This is a genomic window from Nitrospirota bacterium (assembly GCA_016180645.1).
Classification (GTDB): domain Bacteria; phylum JACPQY01; class JACPQY01; order JACPQY01; family JACPQY01; genus JACPAV01.
In genome coordinates this window covers 96,795-121,034 of record JACPAV010000018.1, presented here as the reverse complement: position 1 = coordinate 121,034, position 24,240 = coordinate 96,795, and the positions used below count along the sequence as shown (strand labels likewise).

The 24,240-nt window shown below is 60.3% G+C and carries 17 protein-coding genes; 8 read left to right on the top strand and 9 right to left on the bottom strand.

From position 1 onward, the window contains the following. From HYT87_11840 to HYT87_11820, 5 genes are all read right to left on the bottom strand, one after another. Positions 1-3,618: hypothetical protein (locus tag HYT87_11840; GenBank protein ID MBI2060452.1), on the bottom strand; the 3,618-nt coding region annotated here is incomplete at its 3' end. Beyond that, positions 3,615-5,033 carry a tetratricopeptide repeat protein gene (locus HYT87_11835; protein ID MBI2060451.1) on the bottom strand — a complete coding sequence of 473 codons (1,419 nt, stop codon included), beginning with the start codon at positions 5,031-5,033 and terminating at the stop codon, positions 3,615-3,617. The genes HYT87_11835 and HYT87_11840, both read right to left, overlap by 4 nt. Before the next feature lies 1 nt (position 5,034). Beyond that, entirely contained in the window at positions 5,035-5,808 is a 774-nt protein-coding gene (locus HYT87_11830; protein ID MBI2060450.1) for a hypothetical protein, read from the bottom strand. 156 nt (positions 5,809-5,964) lie between these two features. Then, positions 5,965-7,860: a glycosyltransferase family 39 protein gene (locus HYT87_11825; GenBank protein ID MBI2060449.1), complete on the bottom strand. Its 1,896-nt coding sequence runs from the start codon at positions 7,858-7,860 to the stop codon at positions 5,965-5,967. Next, positions 7,857-9,341, bottom strand: a complete 1,485-nt coding sequence (locus HYT87_11820; protein MBI2060448.1) for a hypothetical protein — start codon at positions 9,339-9,341, stop codon at positions 7,857-7,859. The genes HYT87_11825 and HYT87_11820 overlap by 4 nt, the downstream gene beginning before the upstream one ends. A gap of 81 nt (positions 9,342-9,422) precedes the next feature. Here HYT87_11820 and HYT87_11815 point away from each other — a divergent pair, with 81 nt between their 5' ends. Continuing rightward, positions 9,423-10,868 (top strand): hypothetical protein, encoded by a 1,446-nt coding sequence (locus tag HYT87_11815; GenBank protein ID MBI2060447.1) that lies wholly within the window; start codon positions 9,423-9,425, stop codon positions 10,866-10,868. Between the two features lie 124 nt (positions 10,869-10,992). Further along, positions 10,993-12,357: a hypothetical protein gene (locus HYT87_11810; GenBank protein MBI2060446.1), complete on the top strand. Its 1,365-nt coding sequence runs from the start codon at positions 10,993-10,995 to the stop codon at positions 12,355-12,357. Here the strand turns inward: HYT87_11810 and HYT87_11805 are convergent. Further along, positions 12,330-13,061, bottom strand: a complete 732-nt coding sequence (locus HYT87_11805) for a glycosyltransferase family 2 protein (GenBank protein MBI2060445.1) — start codon at positions 13,059-13,061, stop codon at positions 12,330-12,332. The two genes, HYT87_11810 and HYT87_11805, sit on opposite strands and share 28 nt — an antisense overlap. Positions 13,062-13,207: 146 nt before the next feature. Continuing rightward, positions 13,208-14,416 carry a hypothetical protein gene (locus HYT87_11800; GenBank protein MBI2060444.1) on the bottom strand — a complete coding sequence of 403 codons (1,209 nt, stop codon included), beginning with the start codon at positions 14,414-14,416 and terminating at the stop codon, positions 13,208-13,210. 265 nt (positions 14,417-14,681) lie between these two features. Between HYT87_11800 and HYT87_11795 the strand changes: the two genes are divergently transcribed. The 5 genes from HYT87_11795 (at position 14,682) to HYT87_11775 (ending at position 19,916) form a co-directional block, all read left to right on the top strand. After that, positions 14,682-16,061 (top strand): cobalamin B12-binding domain-containing protein, encoded by a 1,380-nt coding sequence (locus HYT87_11795; protein MBI2060443.1) that lies wholly within the window; start codon positions 14,682-14,684, stop codon positions 16,059-16,061. A 128-nt stretch (positions 16,062-16,189) separates the two neighbouring features. Then, positions 16,190-16,909, top strand: coding sequence for an iron-containing redox enzyme family protein (locus tag HYT87_11790; protein ID MBI2060442.1), 720 nt, complete (start codon positions 16,190-16,192; stop codon positions 16,907-16,909). Continuing rightward, complete coding sequence (locus HYT87_11785; GenBank protein ID MBI2060441.1) at positions 16,906-18,321, top strand: radical SAM protein; 1,416 nt, start codon at positions 16,906-16,908, stop codon at positions 18,319-18,321. Before HYT87_11790 ends, HYT87_11785 begins: the two co-directional genes overlap by 4 nt. Positions 18,322-18,325: 4 nt before the next feature. After that, positions 18,326-19,633, top strand: coding sequence for a radical SAM protein (locus HYT87_11780; GenBank protein ID MBI2060440.1), 1,308 nt, complete (start codon positions 18,326-18,328; stop codon positions 19,631-19,633). An 88-nt stretch (positions 19,634-19,721) separates the two neighbouring features. Continuing rightward, complete coding sequence (locus HYT87_11775) at positions 19,722-19,916, top strand: hypothetical protein (GenBank protein MBI2060439.1); 195 nt, start codon at positions 19,722-19,724, stop codon at positions 19,914-19,916. Between the two features lie 236 nt (positions 19,917-20,152). Here the strand turns inward: HYT87_11775 and HYT87_11770 are convergent, their stop codons facing one another. Then, on the bottom strand, positions 20,153-21,019 hold the full coding sequence (locus HYT87_11770; protein MBI2060438.1) for a cobalamin B12-binding domain-containing protein: 867 nt from the start codon (positions 21,017-21,019) through the stop codon (positions 20,153-20,155). Between HYT87_11770 and HYT87_11765 the strand changes: the two genes are divergently transcribed. Then, positions 21,018-21,929, top strand: a complete 912-nt coding sequence (locus HYT87_11765; protein MBI2060437.1) for a class I SAM-dependent methyltransferase — start codon at positions 21,018-21,020, stop codon at positions 21,927-21,929. The two genes, HYT87_11770 and HYT87_11765, sit on opposite strands and share 2 nt — an antisense overlap. Positions 21,930-21,932: 3 nt before the next feature. Here HYT87_11765 and HYT87_11760 read toward each other — a convergent pair whose 3' ends face one another. Continuing rightward, positions 21,933-24,167 carry a hypothetical protein gene (locus tag HYT87_11760; protein ID MBI2060436.1) on the bottom strand — a complete coding sequence of 745 codons (2,235 nt, stop codon included), beginning with the start codon at positions 24,165-24,167 and terminating at the stop codon, positions 21,933-21,935. Between the last annotated feature and the right edge of the window lie 73 nt (positions 24,168-24,240).

Genomic DNA, 24,240 nt, shown 5'->3' with positions numbered 1-24,240 from the left:
GGACCCCGAGGCGCCCGGGAGGGCTTCGCTGTCGGCGACGGTGCCGTTGGCGCTGAGGAGGTAGACGGTGGTTCCGGCGCCGACGTAGGTGCCGATGTAGGTGCCGCCTTGGTCGGTGGCGGAGGCGGGGAAGCCTTTGACTTCGGCGGCGATGGTTTCGTTGGCGATGATGGCGGTGGCGCATTTCTGCGTGGAATTGGCGCTTAGGTTCCCGACATTGTCCTTGGAGCGCATCTGGTAGCAGTACTCGGTATTGTCCGAGGCGACGGTGTCTTGGTACGAGGTGGCTCCCGAGGCGGGGGTGGCGATCTGGCCGGCGCCGATCCGGTCGAGTTCATAGTTGGCGAGGCCGGAGCCGGCGTCGACAACGGTGGACCAGTTGACGGTGAGTTTCAGGTTGCCCGTATTCGTTACGGAGGAGATCGTGGGAACGGGTGGGGCGGCGGTATCGCAGGTGCGTGAGACTTGCGTGGCGGTGCCCCACTGATTGCCGACGCTGTCGGCGGCCCGCATGTTGAGGGTGAGGGCCTGGCCGTTCGTGCAGGTTGCGCCGGTAAAGGAGCAGGTGCCGGCGCTCCAGGTGGCGGCGGCCCACTCGGTGTCGCAGGTGCCGTCGGTGGATTTGCAGTATTGGCAGGAGGCGACGCCGGCGCCCGTGCCATCGGCAAAGGTTGTGGACAGGTCGAAGGTTCCGTCGACGTGGGTGGCGGTGGCCGTGTTGGCGGGCGTGACGGTGCCGAACGTGGGAACGGCGGTATCGCAGGTGCGTGAGACTTGCGTGGCGGTGCCCCACTGATTGCCGACGCTGTCGGCGGCCCTCATGTTGAGCGTTACGGTTTGGCCGTTGGTGCAGGTCGTGCCGGTGAAGGAGCAGGTGCCTGCGCTCCAGGTGGCGGCGGCCCACTCGGTGTCGCAGGTGCCGTCGGTGGATTTGCAGTACTGGCAGGAGGCGACGCCGGCGCCGGTGCCGTCGGCGAAGGTAGTGGATAGGTCGAAGGTTCCGTCGACGTGGGTGGCGGTGGCCGTGTTGGCGGGTGTGACGGTGCCGAACGTGGGGACGGCGGTGTCGCAGGTGCGTGAGACGGCGGTGGCGGTGCCGAGGTTGTTGACTGCGTCGTAGGCGCGCATGTTGAGGGTGAGGGCCTGACCGTTCGTGCAGGTTGCGCCGGTGAAGGAGCAGGTGCCTGCGCTCCAGGTGGCGTTGACCCACTCGGTGTCGCAGGTGCCGTCGGTGGATTTGCAGTATTGGCAGGAGGCGACGTTCGATCCCGTATCGCTGAACGTGGTGGAGAGATCGAACGTCCCGTCCACGTGGGAGGCTGTGGCGGTATTGGCCGGGGTCACGGTTCCGAACGTTGGGGTTGTTGTGTCGCAGGTGCGTGAGACGGCGGTGGCGGTGCCGAGGTTGTTGACGCCGTCGTAGGCGCGCATGTTGAGGGTTACGGTCTGGCCGTTGGTGCAGGTTGTGCCGGTGAAGGAGCAGGTGCCGGCGCTCCAGGTGGCGGCGGCCCACTCGGTGTCGCACACGCCGTCGGTGGACTTGCAGTATTGGCAGGAGGCGACGTTCGATCCCGTATCGCTGAACGTGGTGGAGAGGTCGAAGGTTCCGTCGACGTAGGTGGCGGTGGCCGTGTTGGCCGGGGTCACGGTTCCGAACGTTGGGGTTGTGGTGTCGCAGGTGCGGCTGGCTCCAGAGGCTTGCCCCACGATCCCGACGTTGTCAGTCGCGCGCATGTTGAGGGTGAGGGCCTGGCCGTTCGTGCAGGTCAGGCCGGTGACGGAGCAGGTGCCGGCGCTCCAGGTGGCGGCGGCCCACTCGGTGTCGCATACGCCGTCGGTGGACTTGCAGTATTGGCAGGAGGCGACGCCGGAGCCCGTGCCGTCGGCGAAAGTGGTGCTGAGGTCGAACGTGCCGTCGACGTAAAGTGCCGTGGCGGTGTTGGCGGGCGTGACGGCGCCGAAAGTGGGCGCGGTGTTGTCCAGTCTCAAGTCGAGGCCCGTATCATTGTAGCCCGCTGCCGGCCCGTTTCCCACCAGATCGTACTGGAATCCGTAGATATCGTAATTCTTTTCCGAACTGCCGCCGGTGACCGTGAAGTCCATCTGCGCATAGTTTCCGGTACATCCCCCTGCTTCGGTGCACGAGGCGCCTGTAATGTTGAGGTAGCTGTCATTCCAATGGGAGTCGGCATATCCTCCTACGGGGTCGGTATCGATGTAGGACTTGATCTCGTTGCCTGTGGCACACAGTTCATACCAGGCGCAGCCGCAATTGTTCGGAGTACATCCGCTGGTGAACGATAGAAACTGATTGCCGGATGGTTCGCTGTGTTGGTCGTAGTAACGGAGCCGAACCGTGAAGTTGGTTCCGTTTTTTACCCAGCAGATGGAGCCGTTGACGTAGTTGCACCCTGAGAACGAGGAGGCGTTGAGAACGGTATTGGTGGCGTCCACCCAGAGGCGTGCGCTGGTGGTGCTCACGTTGGGCTCGTTGTCTTTCACCAAGAGACAAATGTAATCATTGTGTGTGGTATTGATGGTGACGGACGTGAGTGTCGTGCTATTCGCGTAGATGGCGGAGTTGGTTGAGCAGACGCCGTCGGCATCGTAGTCCCACCAGAAGGTGGATTGGCATCCGCTGCCGCTATCGGAGCAGGCGAAGTTGATCACATCCGATTGAACCCACGACCCCGCGACATTGCTCAGCGTTACGGTGGGTGCGTACGGGTCCGTGATTCGGCCGCCCGTCTGGCAGGACGAGGTGAGGCAATTTCCCTGGGTGTCGCACGCCCGAACGATCCAGTACAGGGTTTTGTTCCAGTTCCCCGCTCCCGGGGCGGGAATCGTTCCTCGGTAGTTATTGCCCGATACGAAGGACATCGCGACCGAGACGTCGCCCGTGGTGGGGCAGGCGTCGTACTTGTAGTGGACGTTTTTCGTGGCGCCAAGCCCCATGACGTCCGAGAGGTCGGCTTGGGTGTTGTAGGTGAGGTCGTATGCCTTGTTTCCGTCGTCGGTGAATGTTGTGATATCCGGGGTCCGAAAATCGTCCCATTTCCGCCGCCAGCGAACCCAACATGCTCCGCCGACTTGGTTTTCTTGCCAGGCGCCCTCCGTTCCCGTCGTGTTGTCCCCGTTGACGCTCCCGCTTGAACACCACTCGTCGACATCGGCCCACCAGGGAGCGGATCCAACGTAGCTGCTGTCGCAGCTTCCATAGTCATCTTCCCACGCCTCGGTGTAGACGGTGAAGCGCCACGGGTCGATGCTCGAAGTGTCCGAAACGTCCAGGTCATACACATCCGGGTTCGTGATCAGGTAGTACTCCGGGCCATCGATGGCGGTGCAAGCGACGTGGGAGCGCCGCGCGCCCAAGCCATCCTTGTTGTTTGTATCGGTGATGTCGAAGTGGATGTGCCACTCATCCTGATCGGCCAGTTCTCCCTCGAAGTCGACCCAGCCGCTGGTGTCGCCTGCATTGTTGACCCAATCGACGTTGAACCGGTGGTATCCGCTCACTTCCGCTCTCGCTTGAACCGCCGGGCCGAACAGGGCGGCGCACGCGAACAGGGAAACCAGGGGACGGAGAAAGAACGGGGGGCGGCTGCGCGAAGTCATCGGGAGGGGTCCTCCCCACCGTGCTTGATTTCGACCAGCTTGCGGTTTGGACTGATGGGGCGCTTGGCCTCGGCCTGGCCCACTTTTCGGTATGCGACCTGGCGGAAGAACTCCATCGATGTCGGCGCATTCTTATCCGAGAGGGCGAGGTATTGTCTCAGGGCCTCCTCCGATCGGCCGGCCCGTTCGAGGGTGTACGCTTCCATGAAGTCGAGGTCGGGCTTCGGGACTTGCAGCGATTGGGAGGCACCGATTCTTTGCCATGCCTGTCGGATTCGTTCCGGCCCGCCGTCCTCGATGCTCATCAGTGCCCATTCGGTCAGGGCCAGCTGGTCCAGGGTCTCTTGGGTGCCGTTCATGGCCGCGAGGGCGTCGAGCACTTTGAAGGCGGATGAAGGGTCGGATCCCTCCAGGAGGGAAGTGGCCAACCGGACGCCGGGCTGAGAAAGCCGGTCCGCGCTGATTTCCCGCGAAGAAACGATCTTGAGGAACAGATTTTTGGCCTCGGGGTACTTTCTTGAGCGAAGGTAGAGATTGATCAGCATGACGTTCAGATCGGCGGACGGCGGCGCGGACACCTCTGAAGCCTGAGTTTCGATATGGTCGGCCAACGTTCGCAGGGCCGTTTCATAGTCCCCGATGCCGATTTCGAGTTGCGCTCGATCGAACAGAATGGCGTTCCGCTCGCGGAGATCGTTCTGGGATTTTTCGAGGGCCAGATCCAAGTACTTGGCGGATTGGCGGATTTCGCCCGCGTATCGTTCTACGTCTGAGAGACGCCGGTATATGTCCTTCAGGTACTCAGGTCCGAGGCCGTGTGTGGAGGGAACCGTTTCCAGGAGTTCGCGGTACAACCGGCGAGCGCGGCCGTACTGTTGGAGGCTGACGAGGCAGTCGGCAATCGATCGGTACGTGTAGTAGCGTTCGGAAGGGTCCTGGATGCCGCTGAGCGCTTTTTCGTAGCTTTCGATGGCGAAGCGGTAGTCCCCCATTTCCTGTTGAAGGGACCCCATGTAGCGGAAGAGGCTGGTCTGCATGGAGTGAACGGCCGGGTCCCGACTGAGCCGACCCAGGATATAGGCCGCCGCCTCGGGTTGGCGGTTTCGCCTGAGAACGTCCGCGAGCGCGCGATAGAGCAGGAATTTGAAGCGGTCCGTCTCGTTCAGCCGGTTGAGATCATCCACCTGCCCAGCCGCTTTGGATGAGAGATCCAGGTTGCGAATGAGGGACTGGGCGGTGCGATCTCCGGCAACGATCCGGAGGCCATCGTAGCTCGTGAAATGGATTTCCCCTCCTTGGAGGTAGACGAAGACGAAAGGGGAGGCCAAGCCCGCGAGTGCGGCCAAGCACGCGGCAATGGCGAGGGTCATTCCCCATCGGGGAAGCCGGCGCGCCTGCCGTCCTTTGGAGGGCATGTTAATCGGAACCCTCCGACATTCCGACCGGCAGGGGTGGGGCACTTAATGCGGCCTGCCTTTTTTCTTGGATGTGATTCTCCAGGCGTGAAATTCGTTCATCCAACTGGAGCAGAAGCGCCAGGCGACCTTCCTCCGTTTTGGAGGGGGTGGTTTTTCCCTGGGCGTCGGGTTCAGCCGGCTGAGGGGCCCACTTTTCGACTTGCAAACGCGTTTTTTGGTACCTTTCCAGGAGAAGGTGAGGTGGATCCGCTTCAGGCGACATGTAGGCCACGTCGACGGCCAAGATTTCCGCTGTAAACGTGGACATCGTTCTTTCCTCCGGAGTATCCATGTACTGCGAAAGAACATATTTTACGACTTCTACTCCCTTGTCGCCATGCTCCTTTTGAACCTGCTTGAGCAACTCCGCCTTAGCCTTCTCGTTCGTGGCGGCGGCTTCAAGGGCCTGACCCCATTCCGGATTGTTCTTCAGCACGTCCATCTGAAGACTCAATCCTTGCGCCAAAGCTTTTGCGTCTTCAATCTTCTTGGAATTGGCGAGGGCATCGTTTGCTGCGACGACAAGGGCCCTGGCCGGTTCCGGAACGGCCGACAGAATCGACCCTTCGAGCACGGGCATTGGGTCTTTGGTGGGTGCAAGCATTTCTTCAGTCTTGGTATTTTCGGAGCAGGCGGCTGCTCCTATGGCGATGACGGCGGCGGGCACAACCATGAGCCAACTGGAAAATACCCTGCCACCATGTCGGAGGTCGAGGACTCCGATGGTTCCCATTACTGCATTTTGCCCGAATTGTTCGTGAAATGTCAAGGGATACTACCTGTCGAACAAAATGGGAATGTGATTCATATCACAAAGGGGCGGTAATGTGACGCCACGTTAGTGCATTTTGATTTTGACAGTGGAAGCCATGATTATCTTGAACAGGAATCAAAAAGAGTAGGTTCTGCGGTCCAACGTGAAGCGAAGAAGCAGCGAAACTCCCTGCTGGGTTCGACGGGGAATATCGTTGGCGAACAGAGGGAGGTGGATGAACGAGGACTTTTCCTGTCTGACGAGGGAGCCGAACCGATCCAAGAGGACGAAATCCGAATCTTTCGGGCAGGAGGCCGAGGCCAGTCTCTCCACCTTCCACTTTCCAATCAGGTCGTGGTGTTCGTCCATCCAGGACAAGTCGAGGCAAAACGCCGAGGGGTTTTTTCCGCCGGGATCGGGTTTGGTCTCCCAGTGGGAGAGCAGAACTTTCCGGTTGCCCAGCCGCCCCTCTCTCACCGCCACCAGGACCTCCTGCCAAGAGGGCGAGTCAAAAACCCGCCGGGGCGGCTGCTCGGAAAAGACGGCGAAGAATCTCGCCGTCAAGGGGAAGAGCGGGTCGGGATCGATGACCGACGTGCCCTCCAGGTCCATGCCCGCAAGATGTTTGCGCATTCCATGGTCCACTTCTCCCCGGGCTATCGTCTCGCTCGCCAGGTTGATGGTTCCGGCAACCAAGTGATAGCCTGTCGAGAGGCAGACCAGCACGGAGAGCAGTAGGCCCGCGTATTTGCTCACTGCATCTGTCTGTGTGGAGAGAAGCGCGGCCCCCCCGCGAATTCCCAGGAGGGCGATGAGAGGGAGGACCGGTAGGAGCGCTCTGGTGGACGGGTCGGTTTTCCCGAAGGGGAAGAGAATGACCGAACCCGCCAGAATGGCGAGAACGATCCATGCGGTGGCTGCCGCAAGCCGAGTCCCCGGAGCCGGGCGGAAGAAAGCGGCTGTTGAGCCGAGGAGGAAGTACGCGGGTCCGAGGAGCAGGAACGTGTAGCACGGTTTGGAGTAGTAGTACGCTTGGAAGTAGACGACCGGTTCGAGCACCGGCGCTCCAAGGTGAGCGATGAAAAGCATGATCCCTACGAGGAGAACCCATCGCCGTGCAGTGGTGCTTCGGGCCGAACTCAGACTCAGCACCGATGTCCCGACCGCGAGAAGAAGGAAGAAATCCACGCCGAGAGGAGTCGTCCATTGAGCGGCCAAGCTAAGGAGTTGGGATTGAGCGGAAGTCCAGAACCCCTCTTCTCCGGGCATGAACTTCGCGATCCAACTCCAATGTGGCGGCGTATTCCGGTTGGAGAGCCAGACCGACAGGCCGGTCAGGAGAAGGGAAGGCGCCAAAACGCCCCCGATGCTTCGGAGACGCATGCGGTGAGCCCAGAGGAAGGCGGCAACGACGGGCAGGCCATAGGCGCGGACGGTTTCTTTGCTGAACACAGCCAAGCCAAACGCCAACGAGAACAAGATCCATTGGGGCCAGCGGCGAGATCGCGTTTCGGTTCGGGCCAAGGTTCCGAGCGCGATGTAGAGAAACGTTGCGGCCACCAACTCCGATCCGCTGTAGAACCAGGTTTCCCAAAGGACCGGACCGAGGAACCCCGATACGACCGCGGTCGCCAGGGCGACACGACTTGATCCCCCAAGCCTTCTGCCCACAACGTAGACGGCGTTGAGGAACGTGCCCAGGACGAGGCCGTAGAAGATCCGAAAGTAGATCGGGACGGCGCCGACCGACATGTGCATCACGATCACGAACAGGTCCGGTACGGGCCGGTAGCGCCAGTTGGTCATGCGGGGCGATCCTGCGGCGAATACTCTCCAGAGATCGTCCCATTCAAACCCGGTCACTTCCTTTCCGAACCCGACGATGTCGTCGTATTCGTTCGTGAAGAACGGCGTGTTTCCGAGAGCCAGAGAGGTGCTCATGCCGAGCGCCAGAAGGGAGACGCGGATCACCCAGTTCCACGCGGGTGAGTCGGGCGGCTTTCCGACGATTCGGAGAGGGTCTTCAGTCATCTGACGGGTGTGTGCCGGAAGACTTGGACGTCGTTTGGAAAGACCGCGATCTTCTCCCAGTTGCCGGAGGAGGGGGCGTATCTCCTGGATCTCGTGATCATCAGACCGGGTTGGTTTTCCGGCAATGACTTGCGCACTTTCATGGCTCCGAGATCGAGCACGGGTACGCCTCCTTTCCATTGGGCGATGACGTAGTCGTCGGGGGGACGGGGCGGGCCGAAAAGCAGTTGATGTCGGCGGAAGATGAAACAGTTTTCGGCGGTGAAGGACCGGACATCGTAGAACTCCCACGAGAAGAAGACCCAATCGACAGGGTCACGCTTGAGATAGTCGAGGAGCCACTCCCGAGAACCGCGAAAGGGGTCGTTTTCCGCCTTCGCGAGAGCGCCGAACTGGTACGCGCTCGACTGCGGGGGGAGTCCGCGGCGCCAGATGGACAAACCTTCGACGAAGGACATCATCGCCCATACCGCGAAAACAGGCGGGAGAGATCGCTTCAAGCTTGGGAACCTATTCACGGCGTTTGCCACGACTTGCGGGAGGCAGAGGAGCGAGAGGACGAAGGCGGGGAATACGTACCGGCCGCACGGGAATTGCGCGGGAGAAACGGTGAAGGCGGCCGCCGAACCCAGAAGGTAGGAAGCGGCGAGGAGGGCGTTTGTTCGCGCTTTGGGGATCCACAAGCCTGTTCCAACGGCCGCCAGAAGGCCCAGGCTGGTGATCCAGCCGTAGGAGGTCAACGTTTCCAAGAGATGGGGCTTGAGCTCAGTCCAGTAGGATCTTCCTGAGATCTGAAACGGCCCGAGAGCGGCGTAGGAGATGGCATCCGGCCAGTCGCCCAACAGCCATCTCCCGGCCAGTTGGAAGGCCGAAAGAGGCGCGAGAGCGGCGATCCCAGGCAGAATGCGCCGGGACCTCATGAGAGAGATGGACACCCCCAGCGTGATGAAGATCGTCTCCGCCCTCACGAGGGGGAGGTAGCCTGCAAGCACGGCACAGACCATCTTGTTCCTTCCCCAGGAATGAGCGAGCAGCAGAAGCAGGCAAGCGCACAGAACTTCTTGAAATCCTGAAATCGATAGGAGGAGGGACAAGGGTTGCCCCAAGGCGGCGAGAATCACGCCCCATCGAAGCAGGGGTGGGATCGAGTTTCGAGCGAGGAGAAGGAAGACGGCCGCGCCGACCGCGCTGATGGCGGCGTTCAGCCAACGGAACCCCAGAAAGGGGTCCAGTCCGGCCCAGCGGCTCCAGAGGCCCTGAAACGCCATGACGATCAGGCCGAAACCGAACCGGGGGTTTGAATAGAAGAGGAGACTCGGCTTCTCCAGAGCGCATACGGGAACCGTTCCTCTCCAGTGGTCATCGATGGTATGGAGGATCCTCCGGTCAATCTTTGCAGCCGAGGAAAGATCATTGAGATGGTAGCCGGCTGCCACCAGCAGCGAAAGCCACAGGAGAGTTGCGGCAAGGATCCACCGCAAAGGTCTTCGCGGGCGGCGTGGATGACTTCTTTCTCCCGGCATTGTTTGGTGACCGGGATCATGCCATGATCTTCCCCATCCGTGAACCGAAGGGCGCATCTCACGTGTTTTCTTGTGGTTCTTGCCTGGGTGGTTGGCTCCGTGATTTCCCTTCTGCGCGTCCGGGACTTCCCCACGGCGCGTCGGATTGGGCTCGGGTCCGACATCGGCTGCGTGGAGGAGATCAACGCCATCATGGCTTACTGTGCCGATCAAAATCCTCGTTTGTTGACGAATCCTCAGCGTCGTCCTTGGATGCCTCTGGTGTGGCTGGCCACTCACGCCGGAAGCGCCCTGGGCTTGGATCCGGTCACCTCCGGCCGAATGTTCAGCGTTCTCTGCGGGGCCGCGGTTTTGATCATGATCGTGTTTTTTTCCAAGGAGGCGGGGGGGCGGCCGCATCCGGCGCCGGTCCTGTTGCTGGCGCTGCATCCTTGGTTCAGCGTGGCGCATTGGACGGCTCTCCCGGAACCTTTCTTCGCCCTGGTTCTGTTTGGCGCGCTCTGGTCGGGGCTTCTCGGGCACGGCAAGGCCGCCGCCGCCTTGTTCGGGTGTCTCCCCCTTGTCAAGTTTGAGGGGGCTTTCGCCGCCGGGGCTTGGTTCCTGATCATGGTTCACCGCAAAGAGTGGAGGAGCATGATGTGGATTGTCCTTCCGGTGTTCTTGTCTTTGGCGGTGGACGCGATCGTATTCGGCAATCCTTTTCACGCGGTGGCCTACTACGCCAAGCGTCACGCTCTGTTTCCCGCGCGGGCCGCGAGACGCTTCGATCTTGCCGTTGTGGCAGACATCTTCCGCGTGATCGGACCGTTATGGATTGTCGGCGGTCTGCTCGGTTGGTGGGTCAAGAGCAGATGGTACTTCGGCACCTACTTTGTCCTGATCGCGACGGTGATCGGGACGGTGGTCCTGATGACTGTCTTTGGAGAGGGATTTGAAATCCGTTTCCTGTTGTTTCTTCTCCCCTGGCTGATCCTGTGGAGTTGGCAGGTGTTCGACCGGCTTGCCGAGAATCGGGTATCGTCGCATTTCCGGAAATACGGTGTCGTCATTCTTCTCCTGGCCCTTGGCGTCCAATCGTGGCCGATCCTGCGCAGGGGTTTCCCGGCGTCGCTTTTTCCAAACCCAAAAGTGAGGTATGGCTCGGACTATGAGGAGCTCGAACGACGGTTTCAGGCCCACCTCGCCCGGGAGCGGCCGGATTTCGTCGCGATGGACATTACGGAACCCGATTTCGTTTTTCAGAGCCGCTCCCCTTGCATCTGGTTTGCTCCCCGATGGTCTTGGGCCTACGTGGGAGAGCGGGTGGGTGGGCCGCCGCCATTTTTCTTCGGCGATAGCTTGGCGCCGAGCCGTCGCCCGCCCCAGGGATATGGAATTCTGGTCACGCCCTCGGCGGGCGATTCCCTCGTGGGCGCCGCGCGGCTGGAGTACCTTTTCTCCAGCCGAGACGGCGGGCTCCGCGTGTACCGTTGCTCTCCATACTGAATCATGATGCTGCGAGGGGCGCGACGACATCCGTGGAGATGGAACAATGATATTGATTTCTCCAGCGGGAAGGGACATGATAACCGGTCGATTTATGTTCATGGAAGGAAAATCGCTCGCCATCATGGCGCGAAGATTTGGGGCGCTTGGTGGACGATGGGCCCTGCTCATTTCAGTCGGCTGTGTCGGGCTGCCCGCCTGCGTGTTCGCGGAGAGATCGCCGCGCACGGTCGAAATGGTTTCCGACGAAATGGATTTTCCACAAGTTGAGATTGATCAGGCGGCCAAGTGGCTGATTCGGAGAACAGCGGAGCATTTTGAGGAGGTCAAGAAGCACACACCGGACGAGTTGGACCGTTTGCCCCGGCATATCGATCGCGCGACGGGCAGTCAGCGTGAATCCGATCTAGGCCTCCGGTACGATCTTCATTGCATTCTGTATTTTGCGGCGGCGTCAGCCCTCATTCCCGGATCAGAAACCCTCACGAATCAGATCCTTGAATTCATCCGCCAATCGACGGATTCGCATGGCGGGATTGTCCCCGGATTTGACATGGGCTGCGCCGGTCCAAAGGTGTTGGAACTGGCGGGATCCCGCGACGTGTTGCGCTCCCCGGGATCCCTCTCGGATCACATGAAACTTTTGATCGGCCTGCGTGTCCAGGACGGCGGCTGGGTGAACCTCGACTACTCGAGAGCCGTACGAAGGACAGGCGAAGGGTATTCCGTTTCGTCCAACGAGGCGAACCCGGCGGCGATCATGGGTTTGCTGAAAGTGGGATTGCCTGTTGGGGACAAGATCATTCAAGGCGCGCGAGCCGCAAACGACGCATCGATCCTCAGTTCAGCCTACAAGGGGGAGTATTTTCCGGACTATATCGTGGGAGACGGGCTGACGCTTCTCATGTGGAAAGGCGTAGGCGTGAGCAGCTACGAAGCGTTCCGGAAAGTCAACCAGGAGCTGATGGAATACCTTCTGACGGCGTTGGATGAATCCCACGTGTATCCCGCGTCCATCGCGCTGCTGGGTCTCCAAGGGTACCTCCCGGAGACATCCCGCCCGTTTCGGGTCGGATGGAAGATGGTTCGGGACAGATATGATCCGGCCACCCATTCATTCAAGGCGGGGAGGTCAAGCGTTTTTGGGTCCGAATTCGCCCAAACGGCGTGTCACACGCTCGAACCCTACTTGGCGATGAAGCGGGCGGGGTACGGAAACCAGACCTGGCGACTGCCGACACCGCCTCCGGGGCCGTGCAAAGACGTATCGGCGCACGTCCGTTCATTTTGGTTGGCCGGGAAGCTCGTTCGCGTGTCGGCTCCCGCCGGTTCTACATTGGAGGTTGCCGATTCCGATTTTACCGTCGTAACCGCGCGCGAGCTGAAGGCGGATCCTTCTCGGGACCGCGTGGCGATGTCTCGGTCCTCCCGTTTTCGATTCATTGTTCCCTGCGAGGGCTACTACTGGGTGGGTCCGTGGTTTTTATGATGTTCTTCACCGTGAATCCGCAGAAAATGGCGACCTCTCTGTATCCAGAGGAATAGGAAAGTGGAGAGCCCGTCCCGGAAGGGCCGGAGCTTGCTGGTTCCCGGCCTGGGTTCTCCCCGGTATTCAACGATCCATTGGCCGGCCCGCATGTCTTTTCGCGTGAAAGCTTCAATCTTGATTTCTTCTGAGAAGGACATTCCCGGACTTCCGGGCCCAAGAAGGGGCAGAGCGCTTCGTCGTAGAGCCCAGAATCCGGATTGAGTATCCATCCGTGGAATGCCGAAGAGGAGCCGGGCGGTCTGATCAAGCACGTAGCACCCGAGCCTCCGGAGGCGGCTTCGAATCGAAGGAGTTCCGAGGGGAAGCCGCCTCGTAACCAGGAAGTCATACTTCTCTCGCACCATCTTGCTCACGACGGTCTCCACGCGGTTCACGGGATAGGTCCCGTCCCCATCCATGACGACCAGGATTTCTCCCCGCGCTTCCGTGAGCCCGCGGAGACACGCTCGCCCGTAGCCGCGGCGCGGTTCATGAACGACCCGGGCTCCGGCTTCCCGGCCGATCGCGGCGGTCTTGTCGGTCGAGCCGTTATCCACGACGATCGTCTCATCTACGGCACTCGGAATATTCTTCAACAGCATGCGCAGGCCGTTTTCCTCATCCAGGCAAGGCAGAATGAGCGAGACGCGTTTCCCCTCAATCATCTTTCATGTCCTTCGCCAGGGAAGGATACATCAGCATGCCCACGGCACAAGAGCGGTGTTTTTCCACTCCCGATCCGGTGAGGCGCGACTTTTGACGTAAAACAGACCGCGGGGGCGCTGCCTACGGCCGCCCCCGGCGTTTGCGGTCAGAGTCCGCCGGACAAGGAGAGATACGCGAGGGCATTGATGGCGGAGAAATAGTCGCCTTCCCGCCGGGGACCCGCGAAGCACATGTGGGGATACAGGTGCAGGTGCTCATTGTAGCAGGCACTCAATTGTGCGGCCCTTTGATCTGCCAAGAGGCGTACCTCCCTGCGCCCTGTGATCTGGGCAAGATTGCGCAGGAGGATGATGAACTCCGCCTGGTCGACAACGGAGTTGACATGCTGATCGTGGCGCACGTCGTTGTGATCTCCCGGATCGTGGGCTATCTCCCCATGCGGATTGTGATAGTGTTCGACCAATGTTTCGACGGCGTGGAGGTACTTTTCGCGGCCGGTCATGGCGAACACCTCCAACATGCCCATGCCGATTTCCGAGTCGGTTCCTATCGAGATCCAATCGCGGAAATAAGTCCCCGTCCAGAATTCTTTGAGGAAGAGATCGGCGACGGCTACGGCGGAGCGGGCATACCGCTCTTCTCCGGTTAGCTGGAAGGCGTACGCCAGAACGGCCGGAATCAGGCCATGCCGCGAGTACATCTCAGGGTAGGGCCGGCCGGCGATTTCGCAACAAGCGATCCTTCCACCGTCGTTAATGCGTCTCATGACGGCCTCGATTCCATCTCTGCCCCAGTCCAGGTAGGGGGCATGTCCGACCCGTTGGGCCAAGTACAGATAGAACGCCCCGACGAGGGCGTCATTGATGGCATCGTACTGCTTCCCGTCCCCAAGAATGTCGTAGGATTGTTCATCGTCTTGCCAGAACCGTTGGCGCATGGATCCGGCCAAGTCTTCGAGAAGGGATCGATGGACAACGCCGCTCTTGGCCGCGAGAGCGGTCGCCGCGGTGATTCCCACCCAGGCATTGAAGGCGGCCGTCTTTGTCGATCCATTTACATGAAAGTCAAAAGGTTTGCCGAAAGCATTGAGCTGATACAAAACTCCTTTTCCGTTTCCGAGGAAATCAAAAAAAAGTCCATCCGCGGGGTCGTGGTAATCGCTCAACAGCCGCTTCAAGAGCGTTTCGGAGGCTTGGTCGGTGGCGCGGGGAAAGCGATCGTAGAAAAAAACCGGCGCGGTGTTGCGGGAGATCTCCCATTCTCTTGACCCTCTGCCGCTTCGCATCAACAAGAAGACAGCCGCGGCAACGAATGAAATCAGGATCCCGACCCCCATCGCCCTTCTTCGTGTCATGCCGAGCTCCTTGCGATGAGGGGGATTCTTCCGCGGGTGTACGGTTGGCTCCAATGGGACCGGCCCTGAGTTTGGGGCTGGGCTATTGGGCCGTGCATGGGGCCTCGTGGGCTCCGCAATAGGGTCTCGACCCCCACCATCGAGGCAAGGATACATCATGGAACGGTCCTCGGCGACTGGTATTCTCCGTGCTGAACCGGCCGCGGTGATCCCGTCGGATCTTGCATCCCTTGTCGCTCCTCATACGTCGTGATATTTTGACCTCATGCGTCGTGAAGGAAGCGACACGGCGAGGGTGCTGTATGTTCACCCTCGTCCGGGTCGGGAGGGGCAAAACCATATCATTCCCATGGGCGTTGTCCCGCTCATGAACAGTATTCCGTATCCGAAGCTCGGTCTTTTCGAGAGGGAGGTTACGGAAGCTCACCTCCGCCGGGCGAAAGTCGTGGCCATGGATCTGCACTGGTACTACACTTTGGACCGGTTGGTCCGACTGGCTGAAGCCTACAAGCGGATCAACCCTTCGATCCAAATTGTTGTCGGCGGCTATACGGCCTCCGTTCTGGGAAGAGCACTGGTGTCGGGGTCCCAGGTGGATTTTGTCATTCGAGGGGACGCGGAGGGTCCCTTTCCCCAACTGGTTCATGCGTTGATGGAGGGTGGAGACCCCGCGCACGTTCCGAACCTTATCGCCAAGGAGTTTTCATCCCCCTTTGCCTATCGGGTTGGTGCGGAGGAGTACAGCCGATCCGACTATCGAGCGCTCGACTGGTTTCCTTCCTTCGAGAAAGTGATGTACCGATACCAGGAGAACCCTTTTCCGACCCTGATCTACCCTTGGGTCCCGGCCATGAAGGGGTGTCTCTATGATTGTGAATTCTGCTATGGCAATCCCAAGCTGCAGCGCGCGATCATGGGGCGAGGCGTCGCGCGTCGGACCCCGGAGAGCATCCGGGACGATCTTCGCCATTGGAGCGCGGACCCTCGGGTGCGGACGGTCCACATGATCAGCGACTTTGTAGATGCCTATGGATGGAGGTACGTCGAGCCGGTCTTTTCAGAAAAATACGATCTGGATTTGTATTTTGAATTCTACAACCTGCCGGAGGAGAGGGTTCTCGATCGGATGTTGAACGTTTTCAACTCGTGCCACTTCTGGTTCAGTTCGGAGCGGAACCATGCCGATAAGTCGGGACGAACGAACTTCGAATACCTGAGCCATCTCATGGAGTATTTGCGTGGTCGCAACTGCCGGGTCTACTTGTTCGTGGATGACGGTCTTGCGCATCGCGCGGTGGGGTACGTTGAGGCCGTTCTGAAATTGTGGAGACGGCATCGCATGGTGCTCCTGAACAATAGTTTCTGGGCGATCGATCAGCCGTTGCCCCGATCCGACCTGGATGAGCAACGGGCGGACTTTGAGAAGTTCCGCCGCCTCAGTTCGGAGGTCGGCGGGTTCCACTGGGGGCGGCGATTTCTCGCCCCGCGGTGTTGGCGCTCGCCGCGGGGAACGAAAGCCATGTATCACTATGCCACCGCCCGGGCCCTGTTCGACCTGCGACGCGCGGATCGGCTCAGATTGAAGCGGGAAGATCTCCTTCCGGCGGCCTCCGCAGCCGGGTCAACCCCGGACCGCTCCAGGTAGCGGGAGGAGGCCGATCCAGCAGCAAACACCATGAATCCGTGGAGCCGAGGGGAGGTCTTTCATCGAGCGGCGCATCCCGTGAAGGCGTGGAGATTTGCAAGGTAGAGTCAAAACGATACAATTCGACCATGTCCAGTCGAGAGGGAGGCTCGGGCCGCAGCATCGTTTCGGCGCTTGAAAGAACCGTCTTCGCACATCCGGCTCTTCACCACCCTTTTCTGCAAAGGATGTCGCGGGGCGATCTCACGATGGATCAAGTTCGGGCCTTTGCCCTCCAGCACTATCAGTTGGTGAAGGTTTTCCCCAAGTACATTACGTCGCTCATGAAGACGTCCGGTCCGGGTGAGATTTCAGACAAGCTTCGAGAGGTCTTGGCGGACGAGTATGGGGGAGTGAACCCCTCCGAGAGTCATCCGCGCCTGTATGAGAAGTTTCTGCTGTCCGTGGGCGTGCCCAGAAAGACGTGGGACTTCGTGAATTGGGCGCCGGGAACCGATAGGTTTGTCGCAACGCATTGGAAGCTCACCCGGCGCTCCTCGCTTTGGGTGGGGATGGGTGCGATGGGTCCCGGCCATGAATGGTCGCTGCCGACCATGTTCGGCTACCTCCGGCAAGGCCTCGAGGCATGGGGACAGGTGTCCAGGGATGACATGGAGTATTTCCACCTCCACATTGAGCAAGACAAGGAACACGGCAGGATCTTCTCCGAACTCATCGGGAAGTACGCGACGGGAGGAAGGGCGTGGGAAGACATCCAGGTTGGGGCCCATGCCTCGCTGGATGCCCGTCGGTGTTTCTGGGACGATCTTCTCCTGCGTGTGTTCCCCTCCGACTCGAAGGCCGCATGAAGTTTGCGCTGGTCACTCCGCCCTACAACATCTACAGGCAGCTCTACGGCATCAAATTGAATGAGAATCTGTCCATCCAGCCCCAGGTGGGACTCGGATACATCGGAGCAATGCTGGAGAAAGCCGGTCATCAGACCCTCCTGATCGATGCCCTTGCGGAAGGAATTCCGGAGGGGGTCATCACGAGACGTCTCGGAGAATTCGGTCCCGATCTCATCGGGGTGAACGCCCTGACCCTCTGGTCTCAGCAGGCGTTCGCGCTCATTCGGACACTGAAGCGATCTTTTCCCGTTCCGGTTCTGCTGGGAGGCCCGCATGTTACGGCTACGAACGAAGAGTCGCTCCTTGAATGCCCGGAGATCGACGCCCTCGTCTATGGTGAAGCCGAAGAGACCCTGAGCGAGATCTGCGCGCGTGCCGAAGCGGGCGAGGATTGGCATGGCGTTCAAGGAATCATCTACCGCTTGCCCGAGGGGGGCATAAGAAAGAATCTCCCTCGATCTTTGGTCTCGGATCTTGATTCGCTGCCTTCCCCGGCTTGGCGTCTGTACGATCTCAAGAGGTATCGACCGCTTCCCCACAAATGGAGAAGACTCCCGACGCTCCCCATGGTCACCGCCCGGGGATGCGACTATGCCCAGTGCACGTTTTGCGCCCTCACGGAGCAATTCAAGGTAAAGTACCGCCGCCATTCTCCCGAGCGCGTGGTTGAGGATATTCGGAAGGTCCAACAGGAGTACGGTATCCGCGATATATACTTCGAGGACGATAACTTCGTCAATCGTCGGAAGTGGATGTTTGAGTTCTGCGAACGCATGGCCCGAAGCGGAATGGGGGTGAGCTGGAGCTGCGAGACGAAAATCGATTCCGTGGACCGGGGGATCCTTCGGGCCATGGCGGACGCCGGCTGTTGGATGATCACGTACGGAATCGAATCGGGGAGCCAAGACTTGTTGGACTTGGTGGAGAAGGGAATTACGATCGAGCAGACCCGGGAAGTGGTCCGGTGGACCCATGAAGTCGGGATTTCGCCGGCGGCCTTTTTCATCCTGGCGCTGCCGGGCGAAACTCCGGAAAAAGGGGAACGGACCATCCGATTCGCGATTGAACTGGACTTGGACCACGCGATCTTCAACCTGTGCTACCCGGAGGGAGGAGTCCACGCATTTCTGGAGTTGTGTCGAAAAATGGGACGCATCAAGGAGAACTACGATTATCACTTCAAGGAACCGTCCTTCGTTCCCACGGGGTACAAGGATGAGCGTGAGGTTTCGAGAATGTTCCTGCGGGCCTACCGACGCTTCTATCTCAGACCGGGTTTCTTCTGGAAACACCTGAGAAGGATCCGATCATGGGAGGACGCCAAGCCTTACTGGCACGGGCTCCGCTATTTCCTGGGATTTGCGGGCTGAATCCATGAACGATATCTTGTTCCTCCATCCTTCCGGCAAGTGGAAGGGCCGGCCTGTCGCCGTGATCCGGGACTGGTCGGGAGGGCTCCTGCCGGCGGCCATCCCGTACCCGCCGGTCGACTTGGCCGGACTGGCCACGTGGGCGCGGGCCTCCGGATTCAAAGCGGACTTCCTGGACGCGGACTCGCGGGGATGGGGAGCCGGCGAAATCGCGGGATACCTTCGAGAGCAACCGGCACCGGCCCTTCTCCTGATTTCAACGTGGTACTCCCTCGAGGATGATTTGGCGCTCATTCAGGCGGTCAAGGCCGCCCTTCCGGATCTGCGGGTCCTCTTCGCGGGCGCGAACGTTACGGTTGACCCGCGACCGGCGTTGGCGGGCGGCGTCGATTACGTGATCCAGGGAGAGCCCGAAATGCCGCTCTTGGATTTCCTGCGCGGCCAACCTGAACGTTCCCTGGCCCACCGGAGCGACGGCGCGGTGGTGCTGGGGCAGCGCGCCTGGGTCGCCCGTCTGGACGACCTTCCCATCCCGGATCGCGGCCTGATGGACGTGAGAAGATACCGTTCCATTCTCGACCGGCGGGCGCCCTATACGACGATCCAGGCGTCGCGGGGTTGCCCCTATGCCTGTGCCTTCTGCCCGGATTCCTTGTGGTTCGGGGCCAAAGTTCGTTATCGCAGTCCGGCCCATGTGGTGGAGGAAATCGCGGCGATCCTCGATCGCAACGGTATTCCGCAAATTAATTTCAAAGATCTCGTTTTCACGCATCGGCGGGACTGGGCGCTCGAAATCTGCGAGGCGATCCTGCGGCGGAATGTTCGGTTCAGTTGGAGATGTCTGGCGCGGGTGGACGAGGTGGACTCAGAGTTGCTGATCCTCATGCGGCGCGCCGGATGCCACCAGATCTCCTTTGGCCTGGAAACCGGCAGCCAGGCCCTCCTCGACCGGCACCTCAAGTCGGCCACCGTTGAGCAGGCTCGAATGGCCGTCCATCTGGTCAAGAGTGTGGGATTGGAAGCTACGGGGCTTTTTGTTCTGGGGTTGGCAGGGGAAACACCCCGGACGGTCCGGGAGACCCTGGCTCTGGCCCTCTCCCTCCCTCTCGATTTCGCCCATTTCAACATGTTGGTGGATATCCATGAGCCATTCTTCCACTATTCGCCGGAGCTCAGGGCCGAAACGCTGCGCGCGAATTTGAGATTTTACGGTAGGCCGAGGAAGCTGCTCGCGGTGGTGTGGCGGGTCTTGCAGGATCCGGCGCAAGTCCCGGCGTGGTTTCAGACAGCGGCGGGCGTCCTAAGAACGTAGACGAGCGGGGTTCGGCTGAAGCGGCCGCCCGAGGTCTCGGCCTGGAGAATCCCGACACATTCAGATAGGCGCCGAGGAAACGATGCGCATGGAGAAACCACCCCGGGTTCGCGCGAAGGACCCCGAGGCCCAGTCGGGCGATTCGTCTCGGATTGCCGTAAAACATGCGGTTCAGTCTCTCACACATTTCCGTCAATTCGTCCTGCGAGATGTTGCACGGCGGATGAAGGGGGTCGAATCGCTCGCCGATCTCGGTTCCGTCCAACAGGGTCAGCCGATGTAGATTGACCAAATCCGCCTGGGTCGTTTGGATGAACCGTGCCGTGCGTTCCGCCGTCTCACGGGTTTCGCCGGGCAGGCCGAGTATGAAATCCACAACGGTCATGATGCCGTTCTGCCGGGCGAATCGCAGGCTTTCTTCGAGGTGGTCCGGTTCGTCGGCATGGCGCTGGATATTTTCCAGAATCCCGGGATCCGCCGACTGGAGTCCGAAGGATATGAAGTTGCATCCCGCTTGCCTCAAGAGTCTGAAGAATTCCGCTTTTCGCGGGCCGCGGAAGCTGTAGGGGTGCAAAATGCACATCCGCGCGTCGCGCGGTGGGTGGCCCGGTGGGCCGGGGCGGGTTGAAGGGTGGGACACAGAGGACACCAGGCGGGGACGCGTCCCTTCTGTTCTTCGCTGAGGACGTTCTCGACCGACCGTTGTCGGACCTTATGGCCCCATTGAGTCGGTGAGCCGCAAAAGGTGCACGTGTAGGGGCAACCTCTAGAGGTGATCAAGGTTGCGTAGGGGGACCTCATCGTGGGTATGAAATAGTCGTGGTAGGCATCGGGTTGGAAAGGTTCGCGTTTCGGATAAGGCAACGTATCCAAATCCGCGATAGGGGTCGCGGTGGGTGTGGAGTGGATCCCGCCCGGCTCGAAAAATGCGAAGCTCGGGACCGACCCTCCGGGTATCTCGCCGCCGCAGAAGCGGACCAACGCAGGCAAGACGGCTTCAGCTTCGCCTCGCACCACGCCGTCCGCCCCTGCCTCCAGGAAGTCTTTGGCGTGCAACGCACCAGGCCCACCCACAATCAGTTTTGAGGAAACGATGGGCTTGATTTGGCGGAGGTGACGGCATAGCTTGTCCCGGACAAAGGAATGAGAGTAGTAGCCGAAGAAGAGTGGTTTTGTGCGGCTCATCCGGGCCAGGAGGCTTTCCATGGTGAAACGCTCAACCGCCTGGTCCCAGATTTCGGTGGCGTGTCCGAGGTTTTCCAAGACGGCCGCGATGTATTGCAGGCCCAGTTGGGGCCGTCTTTGGATGCGCTGGTAGCGGATCTTCTTGTCGACATGGCCGGAGGGAGGGTCGAACGCCAAGTGAATCAGGATGACGCAGGACATGGCCGATAGAATAACACGCGATTCAGGCCCGGCCAACGCTCGAAGCCGCGGGGTTCGATGGGACCATGAAAGGGCCTTCTACGATTCCCGAACACTCTGGTTTCAGGAACTCGGCGCCTCCGGCCTGGAGGGCCGGCTGAAAGGTCTGGCTGCGCGCACTTTCGATCGGGCCGTGGCCTTGGTTGACCTCGATGAGATCAGGGGGCTCCGTCTTCTCGACCTTGGCTGTGGAGACGGGCGACATGCTTCCTACTTTCAGGAGAAGGCTGAATGCTTGGCCATCGGGGTGGACGTTTCGCTGGGGCACCTTCGAAGGGGTGTGGCGAAATCGCCGCGGACCGTCTGCGGGGAAGACATCGAGGTCGCGGGAGGAAGGACGGTCCAGGCGGCGATCGAAGTCCTTCCGTTTCGATCCTCGAGTTTCGACGCCGCGTGGCTCTCCCAGGTGTTTCATCATCTTTCGTCTCCCGTAGATGCTCTTCAGGAGGCCAGGAGGGTTCTTAGAGACGGCGGCAAGCTCTTTCTCGTCGATCCGAATGGAGGACACATTTCCCGTCCCATCGTCAATTGGGTCGGCAGACGCACCCGCCTCATGAGCCCCGATGAAAGCGCGATGGATCCGGATAGGATTGTTCAATTGCTGGAGGAGAATGGATTCCAAGTGCGCCGTCGTTGTGACCACACGCTCCTTTCCGATTTCATCCTCTACTGCGCGGAGGTGCTGGCGCTTGGGTCCTCTCGGGCCGCCAAGGGTCTCCTTCTCATGCTGCACCTCACCGTCAAGGTGGATGCGCTGGCGGATCGATTTCTGTTGCCGCGTTTCCCGAGATGGGCGTGGAAATCCCTGCTGGTGGCCGAGAAATCTCCGCAAAGAGGGCCGAGTTCGCGCGAAGAAGCGCGCGGCGGCTGAAGACTAGCGCGCCCCGAGGGACGCCTCGATGGGCCTAATCTCGAGAGAAACCAATCCCCATGTTTTCCAACCTCCAGGCGTGGGTTGAATGACGAGGTCCAGACGGCCGTCGCTCACCTCGACGGGTGAAGACGACTCGAGAGTCGTCGGCCGGCCCCCGGTCCCGCAGTCTCCGGCCGGAAGGAGTCGCAAGGGGACGTTCTCCACCATCAGGTTGGGATCACCGACGCAGGAGTGAAACCAGGTCAATGTAACGACATACCGGCCCGGTCCCACCTTCCATCGGAAGGCGTTCGACAGAGCGGAGGACAAGCCACGCCTGGGTTCGCCGGCTGCGTCTACGGCCGACACCTCCTCCAGCCATAGATTGTGGTCCCATCCAAACCCGATGGCGTCGAGAAACAACTGCCCTCGGGTACCCGCGTATGATCCCGGTAGGGATTCGTCCGCGCGGGGTTCGAAAAGGAACTTCGCGGGAGCCGCTGTGGGAACCGATATCGGCACGACATACAGGACATAATTTCTCCGGCCGGCGAAGTTCCACGTTTGAATGGGCGAGATCCCCGCGAAGGATTTGCGTAGGGCCGGCTCCGTACGGTCAACTCCGGACGTTGAGGTTGTTGGCCCGATCCTGGGCGATTCCCGACCTACAGGCGTTACACGGAGGAGGTAGGCAATGTTCAATTCCCTGAACGCCATGGGCTTGGATGGGGATGGACTGTGCGGCGGCTGGATCGGCAGGTCGGAGAAGGAGATGAGAGCGGGCACAGGACTCTCCGCCTCTCCCCGAAGCGTTGCGTTGTACGTATCCGTGATCTGTCGGGCATAGATGAAGTAAGGAAAGCGAGATAGGAACGCACCGGAATCCGCCGGTAGCCATCGGCCCTGTGATTCGTAAAAGTCTTGGCTCGGACGGATGGCCGGCCGGAATTCCTTGAGGTCGCCATAGTTGAATATGTTGACGTTGCTGAACACGAGATCAACATGGTTCAGTCGGGAACGAATGAAATCAAGAGCGGCGCGTTGGTTGGCGTTTTGGACGGGGATCACTTCAGAGGCGACGGTCCACAGTTGCAGGAATGGGGTACAGGCGGCAATGGCCAGAACTATTCCGCGCCTGGAGCGTGGCTCTCCCCTATCCGTCGCGCCCGCAAAACGTGCAATGGCCATGAAGGGCATCGGGAAAAGGACCAAGTAGTACCACAGAGGGCGCAGCATGATCTCCCCCCCGGCGGATTCGTGGGGATGCAGCCAGGTGACGATCCATGAAAGGACGACGAGGGCCGAGTAGAACCATGCCAGCAAGAAAAGGTTGGCCTCTCGGGCCGTCTTGTTCGCATGACGGTGCAGGCCGACGAGGGCGCACAGAAAGAGAAGCGGGATGGCGAGAAGATCGACCCGCGGCCACAACGGCAGACGGCCGATCAGGCAGTACCAAAGACCTTGGAGGAACTCCAAGAACTTGGGCACGAGGTGGGACGTCAAGGGTCGCTTGACCTCGATGTGCATGTGCGGACCGCCCCCGGCCAAGGCGTCCCAGAAGAGGAACAGGTCGCTCGGGTGATTCCGGAGGAGCGACCAACCGAGGGGAAGGAGAACCACGGATGAGCCGAGAACAAACCAGAGGCCAACGCGAAGGGTTCTCCGCCAAGTCCCGGCCAGAAGACAGAAGAGCCCGATCACGAGGGGAGTGATGGAAAAGAAAAGAAGGAATCCCATCTCCAGGCCGAAGGAGAGACCGGACGCGGCGATCAGGATGCCGGACGCCCTTTTCCAGCCGGCCGAGAAAAGCGTGAGAGTGAGAAGCGACCATAGGGGGGTTTGAAAGTAGGCTCCGTGACTGGACAGGTAAAAAAGGAAGGTGGAGCCGCCGAAAAGAGCTGAAGCCCATAGGGCGGGTGTAGTGCCGAGCCAAAGGCGGGTGAGCACAAACGTCAGACCGATGGAGCCGACGGCGCCCGCTTTCGCCAGCAGCCTGGCCGAGATCGGGCCCAGCTCCGTGAGGGGGGCCAGCGCATACTCATAGAACGGAAGCATGTACGAATTGAGAAGCAGCGGGGGAGGCTCACCCGCTGCGATCCCTCGCGCCACATCATAGGCCATGAGCTCCTCCGGGAGGACGCCGGAGCCCACAGACTTGAGGTGCAGCCAACCCGCCGCGATCATCGCCGCGGCGAGAGCGCATCCCCAACCCCTTCTGAGGTTTGACATGGCCTGGCGGTGCGGTTTCAACGTCATGTGCCGATCCTTGGGATGAAATACGCCTCCTCTCAGGAGTTTTGTCAAGGCTCCCAAGCGGGGGTAGTATGAA